The organism is Rhodococcus sp. P4_C10, from assembly GCF_056402135.1.
In genome coordinates this window covers 57,213-69,676 of the sequence record NZ_JBFUHZ010000008.1, presented here as the reverse complement: position 1 = coordinate 69,676, position 12,464 = coordinate 57,213, and the positions used below count along the sequence as shown (strand labels likewise).

The 12,464-nt window shown below is 71.6% G+C and carries 10 protein-coding genes and 2 pseudogenes; 7 read left to right on the top strand and 5 right to left on the bottom strand.

Translation table 11 applies throughout. The features are described 5' to 3' along the window. Positions 1-96: 96 nt before the first annotated feature. On the bottom strand, positions 97-708 hold the full coding sequence (locus AC1DWC_RS06880) for a copper chaperone PCu(A)C domain-containing protein (protein WP_477906734.1): 612 nt from the start codon (positions 706-708) through the stop codon (positions 97-99). Positions 709-982: 274 nt separating this feature from the next. On the opposite strand from AC1DWC_RS06880, the gene AC1DWC_RS06875 reads away from it, so the two are divergent. The 5 genes from AC1DWC_RS06875 to rlmB are packed head-to-tail and all read left to right on the top strand — an operon-like array spanning position 983 to position 5,154. After that, positions 983-1,471 (top strand): CarD family transcriptional regulator, encoded by a 489-nt coding sequence (locus AC1DWC_RS06875; protein WP_072845535.1) that lies wholly within the window; start codon positions 983-985, stop codon positions 1,469-1,471. 44 nt (positions 1,472-1,515) lie between these two features. Beyond that, positions 1,516-2,229, top strand: a complete 714-nt coding sequence (ispD, locus tag AC1DWC_RS06870) for a 2-C-methyl-D-erythritol 4-phosphate cytidylyltransferase (RefSeq protein ID WP_072845536.1) — start codon at positions 1,516-1,518, stop codon at positions 2,227-2,229. A gap of 44 nt (positions 2,230-2,273) precedes the next feature. Then, the gene (ispF, locus tag AC1DWC_RS06865) at positions 2,274-2,750 is read left to right on the top strand and encodes a 2-C-methyl-D-erythritol 2,4-cyclodiphosphate synthase (RefSeq protein WP_477906733.1); all 477 of its coding nucleotides are present in this window, start codon (positions 2,274-2,276) and stop codon (positions 2,748-2,750) included. An 11-nt stretch (positions 2,751-2,761) separates the two neighbouring features. Beyond that, positions 2,762-4,171: a cysteine--tRNA ligase gene (gene cysS, locus AC1DWC_RS06860; RefSeq protein ID WP_477906732.1), complete on the top strand. Its 1,410-nt coding sequence runs from the start codon at positions 2,762-2,764 to the stop codon at positions 4,169-4,171. Beyond that, the gene (rlmB, locus tag AC1DWC_RS06855) at positions 4,171-5,154 is read left to right on the top strand and encodes a 23S rRNA (guanosine(2251)-2'-O)-methyltransferase RlmB (RefSeq protein WP_092775776.1); all 984 of its coding nucleotides are present in this window, start codon (positions 4,171-4,173) and stop codon (positions 5,152-5,154) included. The genes cysS and rlmB overlap by 1 nt, the downstream gene beginning before the upstream one ends. A gap of 113 nt (positions 5,155-5,267) precedes the next feature. On the opposite strand, the pseudogene AC1DWC_RS06850 reads toward rlmB, so the two are convergent. Then, positions 5,268-5,735 (bottom strand): annotated as a pseudogene (locus AC1DWC_RS06850) (5-oxoprolinase subunit C family protein); the annotation flags it as partial. Positions 5,736-5,789: 54 nt separating this feature from the next. On the opposite strand from AC1DWC_RS06850, the gene AC1DWC_RS06845 reads away from it, so the two are divergent. Next, positions 5,790-6,479, top strand: coding sequence for a ZIP family metal transporter (locus AC1DWC_RS06845; RefSeq protein WP_477906731.1), 690 nt, complete (start codon positions 5,790-5,792; stop codon positions 6,477-6,479). A gap of 7 nt (positions 6,480-6,486) precedes the next feature. On the opposite strand, the gene soxR is transcribed toward AC1DWC_RS06845, so the two are convergent. After that, positions 6,487-6,906, bottom strand: coding sequence for a redox-sensitive transcriptional activator SoxR (gene soxR / locus AC1DWC_RS06840; RefSeq protein ID WP_477837717.1), 420 nt, complete (start codon positions 6,904-6,906; stop codon positions 6,487-6,489). Positions 6,907-7,035: 129 nt separating this feature from the next. On the opposite strand from soxR, the gene AC1DWC_RS06835 reads away from it, so the two are divergent. Continuing rightward, entirely contained in the window at positions 7,036-8,433 is a 1,398-nt protein-coding gene (locus tag AC1DWC_RS06835) for an MFS transporter (protein ID WP_477906730.1), read from the top strand. 132 nt (positions 8,434-8,565) lie between these two features. On the opposite strand, the pseudogene AC1DWC_RS06830 reads toward AC1DWC_RS06835, so the two are convergent. Next, positions 8,566-8,751 (bottom strand): annotated as a pseudogene (locus AC1DWC_RS06830) (allophanate hydrolase); the annotation flags it as partial. A 99-nt stretch (positions 8,752-8,850) separates the two neighbouring features. Beyond that, positions 8,851-12,453 carry a hydantoinase B/oxoprolinase family protein gene (locus tag AC1DWC_RS06825; protein WP_477906729.1) on the bottom strand — a complete coding sequence of 1,201 codons (3,603 nt, stop codon included), beginning with the start codon at positions 12,451-12,453 and terminating at the stop codon, positions 8,851-8,853. Between the last annotated feature and the right edge of the window lie 11 nt (positions 12,454-12,464).

Here is a 12,464-nt window from a genome sequence, read left to right as displayed (position 1 = left end):
GTGGCGGGTCCGACAGCCGGTGCGACGAGAACGGCCCCCGACGTGAAGACGTCGGGGGCCGTTCTCGAAGTGCAGGTCAGCGGACCGCGGGGGCGATCAGTGTCCGCCGCTGTCCAGGTGCGCGGCGCCTTCGTTGCCGGACTTCTCGGACTCGTGCCGCTCGGTGCGCGGGCCGGCGTCGACCGGAACTTGGACGGTGATGTCGCCGGCCTTCGCGAAGGTGAAGGTGACCGGGATGGTCAGGCCGGGACGCACGCCCTCGCTGAGGTCGTCGAGCGTCACCAGGATCAGCTGCGTCGGGTCTTCCGGGTTGTCGAGGACCGTGGCGGCACGGACGCCGGCGCCGAGCGAGGTCTGCGGGTCGATCACGCGGCCGCCGACCTCGCCGGCGATGGTGACCGACTTGGCGTAGTCGGTGCTGATCCGGGTGAGTCGCTCCGGCTCGGACTCGCTCTCGTTCACCGCGATGAACGCCAGGGCTGCGGTGCCGCCCGGCTCGAGGCTGTACTCCTCGCTGTCCGGGAACAGGACGTGCACGTTGCGCAGGGCGATGTCGCCCTGGTTCGCGTAGTTGCCGTTCACGGCGGCGACCTGCGTTGCGGTCTGGGTGATCTGGCCGGCGCTGCAGGCGGACAGCGAGATGGCTGCGGCTGCGGCAAGGGCAACTGCGGTGGCGACTCGGCGAGTCGACGCATTCAGGGCTGTCACGGGTTGTCCTCCACGGCGTCGGGTCGTAACTCCACTAGGCAGAGTAGTAGTCAGATCGCGAGCTATCGCCGCGGGGTGTCGGTTTGGTGGTTTCCGGCGCGTCGCGACGAGGCGAAAGCCGAGGCCAATTGGTCGGTTTAGGGCTTCTTGCTGCACGTCCGGGCCACCCTGTCAACCCCTCCGGAAGGCGGACTGTGCCCCTGACCAGCGCAGTTGGAATCGTTGCCGAGACAACCCGTGATAAACTGGGAAGATCGAAAGGGGCACGGGACAGATGATTTTTAAGGTCGGAGAAACCGTCGTATACCCCCACCACGGAGCGGCGCTGATCGAGGCGATCGAAACTCGCACCATCAAGGGTGAACAGAAGGAGTATCTCGTTCTGAAGGTCGCTCAGGGCGACCTCACCGTTCGGGTCCCAGCAGACAACGCCGAGTACGTCGGCGTTCGTGATGTTGTGGGGCAGGAGGGTCTGGACAAGGTGTTTCAGGTGCTCCGGGCGCCGCACACCGAGGAGCCGACCAACTGGTCGCGCCGTTACAAGGCCAACCTGGAGAAGCTCGCGTCCGGTGACGTGAACAAGGTCGCCGAGGTGGTGCGCGACCTGTGGCGTCGCGAGCAGGACCGCGGCCTCTCCGCAGGTGAGAAGCGAATGCTCGCCAAGGCCCGTCAGATCCTTGTCGGTGAGCTCGCGCTCGCCGAGGGTACGGACGAGGAGAAGGCCGACATCATTCTCGACGAGGTTCTTGCAGCGGCGTCCTGACAGCGACGTCGCACACAGTGAGTATCGTGACCAACCCGGTTGACGTGAACAACGTCGACCGGGTTGTTGCGTTGGTTCCGGCGGCCGGACAGGGTGTTCGGCTCGGCGCGGGAATGCCCAAGGCGTTCGTGACGCTGGGTGGCGAGACGCTGCTCCGGCTGGCCGTGGACGGCCTGCTGGCGTCCGGCGTCGTGGACCGGGTCGTGGTGATCGTGCCCGCGGACCGGGTCCCCGAGGTCCGCGGTGAACTGCCCGACGGTGTCGACGTGGTCGCGGGCGGCGCCGAGCGCACCGACTCGGTGCGCGCGGGCATCGCCGCGGCGCCCGACGCCGACCTGCTGTTGGTGCACGACGCGGCGCGCGCGTTGACCCCGCCCGAACTGATCGCCCGGGTCGTCGCGGCGTTGCGGGCCGGCCGCTCGGCGGTCGTCCCGGTGGTCCCGGTGGCGGACACCGTCAAGACGGTGGACCCGCTCGGCGTGGTCACCGGCACCCCGGAACGGTCCGAGTTGCGGGCGGTGCAGACACCGCAGGGCTTCTCGGCGGACCTGCTGCGCCGCGCCTACGCCGCCGCCGAGTCCGTCGCCACCGACGACGCCGGCCTGGTCGAACGCATCGGCGGCCCAGTCCACACCGTCGCGGGCGACCCGCTGGCCTTCAAGATCACCACCGCCCTGGACCTGGCCCTGGCCAGGGCGCTGAGCGAGGAGCCTGCGATCCGCCAGCGTGGCTCCCACCAGAAGCTGGGGTCCTGCTAGAAGCTTGGACCGACTGGAACCTCGACCGACAGGGAGCGTGGCGCGTGCGAGTTGGAATCGGTACGGATGTCCATCCGATCGAAAAGGGCAGGCCCTGCTGGGTGGCGGGACTGCTCTTCGAGGACGAGGACGGCTGCGCCGGGCACTCGGACGGCGACGTCGCCGCGCACGCGCTGTGCGATGCCCTGTTGTCCGCCTCCGGACTCGGCGACCTGGGCTCGGTGTTCGGCACCGGGCGCCCCGAGTGGGACGGCGCGAGCGGTGTGCTGCTGCTCGGTGAGGTGCGGCAACTGCTCGAGGCGCAGGGTCTGGTCGTCGGCAATGCCGCGGTGCAGGTGATCGGCAACCGGCCCAAGATCGGTCCCCGTCGCGCGGAGGCGCAGGCGGTGCTCTCCGGGGTGCTCGGGGCGCCGGTCTCGGTCTCCGCGACCACCACCGACGGGCTGGGCCTGACCGGGCGCGGGGAGGGCATCGCGGCGGTCGCGACCGCGCTGGTACGTGACGTGGCCCCGGACCGGTAAGATCGCACGTCGTGACTCTGCGCCTATTCGACACCGAAGCGCGGGCCCTGCGTGAGTTCACGCCGCTGGCCCCCGGACACGCGTCGATCTATCTGTGCGGCGCGACGGTCCAGGGTGACCCGCACATCGGTCACGTGCGCAGTGGTGTGGCGTTCGACGTGCTGCGGCGCTGGCTGCTCGCGCACGACTACGACGTCGCGTTCGTCCGGAACGTCACCGACATCGACGACAAGATCCTGAACAAGGCCGCCGAGGCGGGTCGACCCTGGTGGGAGTGGGCCGCCACCTACGAGCGCTCCTTCGACCGGGCGTACGAGCAGCTCGGGGTGATGGCCCCGTCGGCGGAGCCCCGCGCGACCGGCCACGTCACGCAGATGGTCGAGCTGATGGCACGGCTGATCGACGCCGGGCACGCCTACGCCGCCGCCGGCGACGTCTACTTCGACGTGCGGAGCTACCCCGCCTACGGCGCGCTGTCCGGGCACAAGCTCGACGACGTGCACCAGGGCGAGAGCGCCGCCGAGGGCAAGCGCGACCCGCGCGACTTCACGCTGTGGAAGGCCGAGAAGCCGGGCGAGCCGTCGTGGCCCACCCCGTGGGGCCGCGGCCGTCCGGGCTGGCACCTGGAGTGCTCGGCGATGGCGGAGGCCTACCTGGGCGCGGAGTTCGACATCCACTGCGGCGGCCTGGACCTGGTGTTCCCGCACCACGAGAACGAGCTCGCGCAGAGCCGGGCCGTGGGCGACGGCTTCGCGCGGTACTGGCTGCACAACGGCTGGGTGACCATGGGCGGCGAGAAGATGTCGAAGTCCCTCGGCAACGTGCTGTCCGTGCCCAACGTCCTCAAACGGGTCCGGCCGCAGGAGCTGCGGTTCTACCTCGGCGGGGCGCACTACCGCTCGATGCTCGAGTACTCGGATCATGCGCTCGACGTCGCTGCGGAGACCTACCGCGGCATCGAGGCGTTCGTGCTCAAGACGCAGGAGCGGGCCGGCGAGATCCCGGTCGGCAAGTGGACCGCGGAGTTCGCGGCCGCGCTCGACGACGACCTCGGGGTGCCCAAGGCGCTCGCCGAGATCCACGGCCGCCAGCGCGAGGGCAACCGTGCGCTGGCAGCGGGCGACCTGGACGCGGCGGTCGCGATCGCCGGGCAGGTACGCGCCATGATGGGCATACTCGGGGTGGACCCGCTCGACCCGCACTGGGTCTCGGAGACGGCCGACGGCTCCGCCCTGCACGACGCGCTGGACGTTCTGGTCCGCGCGAATCTCGAGGCGCGTCAGCGGGCCAAGGCCGACAAGGACTGGGCAGCGGCTGACGAGATCCGGGACCGGCTCGCCATGGCGGGCGTAGAGGTCACCGACACACCGAACGGCCCCGAGTGGGCCGTGAAGACGAACCACAACGAAGCAGGGCAGTGATGGCTGGCAATTCGAGCAGGCGCGGCGCAGTCCGCAAGTCCGGCACCAAGAAGGGCCAGGTAGTCGGCTCCGGTGGAGGCGGCCGTCGCGGCCTCGCCGGCCGCGGGGCTACCCCGCCGGCGGTCGAGCGCACCAAGCATCCCGCTGCCAAGCGGGCCCGGGCCGCGGCCAAGGCCGCCGACGCGGGCCGCACCGGCGGCAGCGCACCCCGCGGTCGCGGCGGCTCGCCCCGCAAGGGCGACGCCGGTCCCGAGAACGTGCTGGGCCGCAACCCCGTCGTCGAGTGCCTGCGGGCGGGTGTCCCGGCGACCGCCCTGTACGTCGCGGTCGGCACCGACAGCGACGACCGGCTCAAGGAGTCCGTGCAGTTGGCGGCCGAGGCCGGCATCTCCATCCTCGAGGTCCCCCGGGGCGACCTGGACCGGATGAGCGCCAACGGGCTGCACCAGGGCGTCGCCCTGCAGGTGCCGCCGTACCGCTACGCGCACCCCGACGACCTGATCGCCGAGGCACGCAAGCACCAGGAGCGCCCTCTGCTGGTCGCGCTGGACAACATCACCGACCCGCGCAACCTCGGCGCCGTGGTGCGTTCGGTGGCGGCGTTCGGTGGGCACGGCGTGGTGATCCCGCAGCGCCGCAGCGCCAGCGTCACCGCGGTCGCGTGGCGGACCAGTGCCGGTGCCGCGGCGCGGCTGCCGATCGCGCAGGCGACCAACCTCACCCGGACCCTCAAGGACTGGGCGGCCAAGGGCGTGCAGGTGGTCGGGCTCGACGCGGGCGGCGACACCACCCTCGACGAGTACGACGGCACCGGCCCGGTCGTGATCGTGGTCGGCTCGGAGGGCAAGGGCCTCTCGCGCCTGGTCCGCGAGACCTGCGACACGATCCTGAGCATCCCGATGGCCGGACCGGTGGAGTCGCTCAACGCGTCCGTCGCCGCGGGCGTGGTGCTCTCCGACATCGCCCGCCAGCGGAGGCGCTGACGCATCTGTGAGTCCTTTCGGTCCCGCTGGGCCGAAAGGGCTCGCTGTGGTCGACCAGGGCAGCCGCCCGTCAGAGGGCGAAGCGCACCACGTCGCCGGACCAGCTGCCCGGCCGCACCGAGGTCCGCGTCCACCACCACCGCGATCACCGGATAGCCCCCGGTCACCGGGTGGTCCGCCAGGAACAGCACCGGCTGCCCGCCGGCCGGAACCCGCAGAGCTCCACGCACCATGCCCTCGCTCGGCAGTTCCGTGTCGCCGAGGCGCGGCAGCGGCGCCGCACCGCGCAGTCGCGCGCCCACCCGGTTGGTCTCGGGGGACACCGCCCAGGTCTGTCCGAGCAGCGTGTCGACAGCGGACTCGGCGAACCAGTCCGACCGTGGCCCGAGGCGCAACCGCAGCAGGGTCGGCCCCGAACGGACGGGCGGCGGCGGGATGATCTCCTCGGCCGGCCAGTCCGCGGCGGCGTCGCCGACGGGCAGTCGGTCGCCGACCCGCACCGGCGGCGGCCCGAGCCCGGCGAGGGTGTCGGTGGCGCGGCTGCCGTGGCGAGCGCCCCGGTCCGGATCACCTCGAGCCATGCCACACCTGAGAGTCTCCCTCACCGGCGCCGCGAGCCCCACTACGATCGGCGGATGCTGACCGCCGCGTTGTACGGGCTCGGCACGGCCGTGCCGCTGTTCCTCGGTGCCCTGATCGGTCTGCGGTACGACCTGCCGCGGCCGCTGCTCGCCGCACTGATGGCGTTCGGCGCCGGGACGATGGTCGCTGCGGTCTCCACCGAACTGTTCCAGCCGGCGTTCGACTCCGAGGGCGTGCTGGTGGCCGGGACCGCACTGCTCGGTGGCGCGCTGGTCTACGTGGTGGCCGACCACCTGATCGAGAACAAGTTGGGTCCGGCGGCCCTGGGCTGGGCGCTGATGCTCGGCACCCTGCTCGACGGCATCCCGGAGAACACCGCCCTCGGCGTCTCGCTGAGCGGCGGCGGCGGGATGGTGCTGCTGGTGGCGGTCGCGGTGGGCAACGTCCCGGAGGCGGTCGCCGGCGCCGCGTCGATGCGCACCCAACCGCGGTTCGACCCGCGCCGGACGCTGCTGCTGTGGGCGGTGACCGCCGTGGTGCTGGTGCTGGTGGTGATCGCCGCGAACGCCGCCGCGGACAACATCGGCAGCCGTCAAATCGCGGTGATCCAGGCCTTCGCCGGCGGCGCGACCATCGCCGTGCTCGCGGACTCGCTGATGCCGGAGGCGTACCGGGAGGGCGGCTGGTGGGTCGGCCTGTCCACCGCGGTCGGGTTCCTTGTCGCGTTCGCCCTCGGCGGCTGAGCGGGCGTCAGAGGCGTTGCGGCCCCGGACCCTGCTCGCCGAGCCGGTCGCCGGGGTTGAGCATCCAGCAGGAGTTGAGCGAGAGGCAGCCGCAGCCGATGCAGCCTGTGAAGTCGTCGCGCAACTGCTGGAGCCGGTGGATCCGTTCGTCGAGCTCGGCGCGCCACTGCCCCGACAGCCGCTCCCAGTCCCGCTTCGTCGGGGTCCGCCCGTCCGGGAGGGTGGCGAGCGCCGCCGCGACGTCGGCCAGCGGGATCCCGACCCGGTTCGCCATCCGGATGAACGCGATCCGCCGCAGCACGCTGCGCGGGTAGCGGCGCTGGTTCCCGGCGGTGCGTTCGGGGGAGAGCAGACCCACCGACTCGTAGTAGTGCAGCGCGCTCACGGCCAGTCCACTGCGCCGGGCGATCTCGCCCACCCCGAGCAGTTCCGTCGCAGCGGGGCGTCGCGGAACCGGAACCGGCGTCGAGCCGGCGTCGGCGGGCACTGGGCCTCCTGTCGGCACGGGACCCTCCGAATTGACCTCGAGTGCACTGGAGGTTTTAGCGTAGCGGTCATGCAGCCGACCGAGACACAGTCCACCCCTCCCGACCGCGGCTGGCGGCAACTGCTCGGCCCGGCCCATCTCGGTCCGATGGTGGTGCTCGCCGGCGGCGTCGCGCTGTACGCGGTGAACATCTATCTCACCGCCAGCCTGCTGCCGTCCGCGGTCGACGAGATCGGCGGCGAGCGGTACTTCGCGTGGGCCACAACCATTTTCCTGGTCGCCTCGGTGGTCTCCGCGGTCTTGGTGAGCCGGCTGCTGGCCGGGGTGGGCTCGCGCGGGGCGTACCTGAGCGCCATCGGCCTGTTCACGGCGGGCACGCTGGTGTGCGCGGCGGCGCCGGACATGTTCGTGCTGCTGGCCGGGCGCGCCCTGCAGGGCTTCGGCGGCGGACTGCTCAGCGGGCTCGCCTACGCGCTGATCCGATCGGTGCTGCCCGCCGGGCTGTGGGCCCGCGCATCCGCGCTGGTGTCGGGGATGTGGGGGATCGGGACCTTCGTCGGGCCGGCCATCGGCGGGCTGTTCGCGCAGTTCGGCGCGTGGCGTCTGGCGTTCGTGACGTTGGCCGTGCTCGCGGCAGCGCTCGGCGCGGTGGTGCCCCGGTACATCCCCGGCGACCGCCCCACCGACACCGCGGTGGAGGCGGTGCCGGTCCGGTCGATGGTGCTGCTCTCGACCGCGGCGCTCGTGGTGAGCGTGGCGAGCCTGGCCACCCGGGCCGGCGTCGCGGCCGTCGGCGTCCTGGCCGGACTGGCGCTGCTGGCGGTCTTCGTGCTGTGCGAGCGGAGGTCGTCGACGAGGGTGCTGCCCGCCGTCACCTTCGCCGCGGGCAACCCGCTCCGGTGGACCTACCTGACCATCGCGCTGCTGGCGATCGCGTCCACGGCGGAGACGTTCGTGCCGCTGTTCGGTCAGCGGCTCGGCGGGCTGACGCCGGTCGCCGCGGGCTTCCTGGGCGCGGCGCTGGCCGTGGGCTGGACGATCGGCGAGATCTCCAGTGCCGGCGCGGCCCGGCCCCGGGTGGTCCGGGCGGTGGTCGTCTCGGGGCCCGCGATGGTGGCGCTCGGCTTCTTCGTCGCGGCACTTGCCCAGCGGGAGGACGCGTCCGGGACGGTGATCGCGACGTGGGTCGCGGCACTGGTGCTGGCGGGGGCCGGCATCGGCGCCGCCTGGCCGCACCTGGCGACCTTCGTGATGGGCAGCGTCGACGACCCGGGTGAGGGCGGCAAGGCGGCCGCGGCGATCAACACGGTCCAGTTGGTGGCCAACGCATTCGGGGCCGCACTGGCCGGGCTGCTGGTGAACCTCGGCGGCGGGTCGGCGGGGTCGGCGCAGCTGTTGTTCGGGACGTTCGCCGCCGTTGCCGCGGTCGCGGCGCCGACGGCGTGGCGGTCGGCGTCGCTCCGGTAGCCCGCGGCCGGAACGCAATGCCGGGGACCGCTCGACGCCGGACCCGCAGCCGGGGTCGCCGTCGGCGGGTAGCCGAAATCCGGGAGCGAGCCCGGCGAAGGCGACTGTCCAGTCGCGGCCGGTGTGCGCGGCCACGCCGCCGCCGGTGCCCAGCCCGGCCAGCTCACCGACCTCGGCGAGGTCGGGGCCGTCGTAGCGGGCCGGGATCCGGACCGGCGCGGTTGTCGCGTCGGGGCGGCTGCGACCGGTCGGGTTTCGGTCAGCCAACGGACGATTCGCGTCCGGTCGGTCAACACGCGGTCGATGCGTGAGCAGCACAACTTCGACCGCGGCCGGGCGGTCCTGCTGTGGACGGTCGTCGCCGTGCTGCTGGTGCTGGTCGTGATCGGCGCGTACGCCGCGTCGGATGCGATCTGGTCAGTGCCGGCGCGCCCCGTACCCGCCGCCGCCCGGCGTCTCGACGACCAGGACGTCGCCCGGCTCGACATCGACCGAGTCGCAGGCGGCCATCGGGACCACGGTGCCGTCGGCGCGTTCGACCCGGTTGCTGCCCAGCCCGCCGGGCGAGCCCCCGGCCATGCCGTACGGCGGCACTCGGCGATGCCCCGACAGCGTGCTCACCAGCATCGGCTCCAGGAATCGGAGTCGGCGGACCGCGCCGTCGCCGCCGCGCCAGCGCCCGTCCCCACCGCTGCCGCGCCGAATCGCGAAGTCCTCCAGGATCACCGGAAGCCGCCACTCGAGCACCTCGGGGTCGGTCAGTCGGGAGTTCGTCATGTGGGTCTGCACCACCGACGCCCCGTCGAATCCGTCGCCCGCACCGGACCCGGAGCCGAGGGTCTCGTAGTACTGGTGCCGGTCGTTGCCGAAGGTGACGTTGTTCATCGTCCCGGAACCCTCTGCCTGCACTCCGAGCGCGCCGTACAGTGCACCGGTCACGGCCTGCGAGGTCTCCACGTTGCCGGCGACCACGGCAGCCGGATGGCTCGGCGCGAGCATGGACCCCTCGGGGATGACGATGTGCAGGGGCCTCAGGCAGCCGTCGTTGAGCGGGATCTCGTCGGCGACGAGAGTGCGGAACACGTAGAGCACGGCGGCCGTCGCGACCGACGACGGCGCGTTGAAGTTCGACTCGAGTTGTGGCGAGCTACCGGTGAAATCGATGGTCGCCGAGCGGCTCTGCCGATCCACGCTCACCCGTACCGCGATCACCGCGCCGGCATCCGTCTCGTACCGATAGGAGCCCTCGGCGAGGGTGTCCACGACCAGGCGCACCGCTTCCTCGGCGTTGTCCTGCACGTGGCGCATGTAGGCCTCCACCACATCGAGGCCGAAGTGGTCGATCATTCTCGCGACCTCCTCGACTCCCTTTGCATTCGCGGCGATCTGGGCGCGAAGGTCGGCGAGGTTGGTGTCGGGATTCCGAGACGGGTACCGCGCGCCGGTCAGCAGCTCCAGCGTCTCGGCTTCCCGGAGGCGGCCGTCGCGGGCGAGCAGCCAGTTGTCGAACAGCACCCCTTCCTCGTCGATCTCGTGGCTGGTGGCCGGCATCGACCCCGGGGAGATCCCGCCGATCTCGGCGTGGTGCCCGCGGGAGGCGACGTAGAACAGGATCTCTGCGCCCGACTCGTCGAAAACCGGGGTGATGACGGTGATGTCGGGGAGGTGGGTGCCGCCGTGGTACGGGTCGTTGACGGCGTAGACGTCGCCGCGCCGCATCCGGTCCCGGCGTCGCGCGATGACCTCCTTGACGCTACTGCCCATCGATCCGAGGTGGACCGGGATGTGCGGGGCGTTGGCGATGAGGTTGCCGTCCGGATCGAACAGCGCGCACGAGAAGTCCAGCCGTTCCTTGATGTTCACCGACTGCGCCGTCGACTCCAGGGCAGTGCCCATCTGTTCGGCGATCGACATGAACAGGTTGTTGAAGATCTCCAGCATCACCGGATCGGCCTGCGTGCCGATCGCTGCCTCGGTGGGCGCGACCACCCGCTCGAGCAGCAGGTGCCCGGCCTCGGTGAGCGTGCCGCGCCAGCCGGGGTCCACCACGGTGGTCGAGTTCGTCTCGGCGATTATCGCCGGTCCGGTGACCGCGTCCCCGGGCCGCATCCGTGCCCGCTCGTGCAGTGGCGCCGCGTGCCAGGTTCCGGCGGCGTACATACGAACGGTGTCGGCGGCCTCGTCCGCGGCGGGAGCGGTCGCCGCCGCCACGTCGGACAGGTCCGGTTGGTCGGTCAGCCCGGTCGCCTCGACGGCCACCGCGTCGACGATGAGCGGGCGGTCCATCAGGAACGAGTACGTCCGCAGGTGCACCCTCTCGAACTCCGCGGTCATGGTCTCGGGCTCGGTCAGGTCGACGGGCACGGTGGTGTCCGTGCCGTCGTAGCGCAGGTGGGCCCGCCGGGTCAGCCGGATCCGATCCGGCGACATCCCCTCGTCCAGGAGTTCGGCGGCGGCCGCCGATTCCAGGGCTTCGGCGACGTCGAGTATCCGCGGCAGGGAGTCCGGCCCCAGCGGTGTGACCACCGACTGCTCCCGCATGACCGTGGTGTCGGCCAGGCCCATGCCCAGCGCCGACAGCACGCCGGCCATGGGTGGGACCAGCACGGTGTGGATACCCAGCGAGTCGGCCACCGCGCACGCGTGCTGGCCACCGGCACCGCCGAAGGTGGTCAGCGCGTACTCGGTGACGTCGTGCCCCTTCTGCACGGAGATGTGCTTGACCGCGTTGGCCATGTTCGCGACCGCGATGCGCAGGAATCCCTCGGCGACCTGTTCGGGGGAGCGGTCGTCGCCGGTGCGCGCACGAATGTCGGCGGCCAGCTCGGCGAACCGGCTGCGGACGATGTCGCCGTCCAGTGTCTGGTCGCCCCCGGGGCCGAACACCCTGGGGAAGTGCTCGGGTTGGATACGGCCGAGCATCACGTTGGCGTCGGTGACGGTCAGCGGTCCGCCGCCGCGGTAGCAGGAGGGCCCGGGGTCGGCGCCCGCCGAGTCCGGACCGACGCGGTACCGGCTGCCGTCGAAGTGCAGGATCGAGCCACCGCCGGCGGCGACGGTGTGGATGTCCAGCATCGGTGCCCGCAGGCGGACCCCGGCGACCTGGGTGTCGAACACGCGCTCGTACTCGCCTGCAAAATGCGACACGTCTGTCGAGGTGCCACCCATGTCGAACCCGATCACCTTGTCGAAGCCGGCCAACTGCGACATCCGCACCATGCCGACGATGCCGCCCGCCGGACCCGAGAGGATCGCATCCTTGCCCCGGAAGTGGCCCGCCTCGGCGAGCCCGCCGTTGGACTGCATGAACATCAGTCGCACGCCGGGCAGTTGCCCGGTCACCAGGTCGACGTAGCGGCGCAGCACCGGCGAGAGGTAGGCATCGACGACTGCGGTGTCCCCGCGTGGCACCAGCTTCATCAGTGGACTGGCCACGCTGGACAGCGAGATCTGGGCGAACCCGATCTCCGCCGCGAGCTCGCCGATCGCCGCCTCGTGCTCGGGGTACAGGTGACTGTGCATGCACACCACCGCCACCGCGCCGATCCCGTCGTCCTGCGCTCGCCGGAGCTCGCCGGCCAGTTGGTCGAGATCCGGGGTGCGCAGCACGGTTCCATCGGCCATGACGCGTTCGTCGACCTCGATCACGCGCTCGTACAACAGCTCCGGCAGCTCGATGTGCCGGTCGAAGATTCGCGGTCGGTTCTGGTAGCCGATCCGCAGCGCGTCACCGAAGCCCTTCGTGATGACGAGGGCCGTGCGTGCCCCGGTGCGCTCGAGCAGAGCGTTGGTCGCCACCGTGGTGCCCATCCGGACCTGCTCCACCCGATCCGCCGTGACGGCCCCTTCCGCACTCGACCCGAGCAGCGCGCGGATGCCGGCGACGGCGGCGTCGGAGTACCGTGCTGGGTTCTCCGACAGCAGCTTGTGCGTGACCAGGCTGCCGTCGGGTCGGCGTCCGACTATGTCGGTGAACGTGCCCCCACGGTCGATCCAGAATTCCCAACGCGCAGCAGTCATGGCTCTCCCAT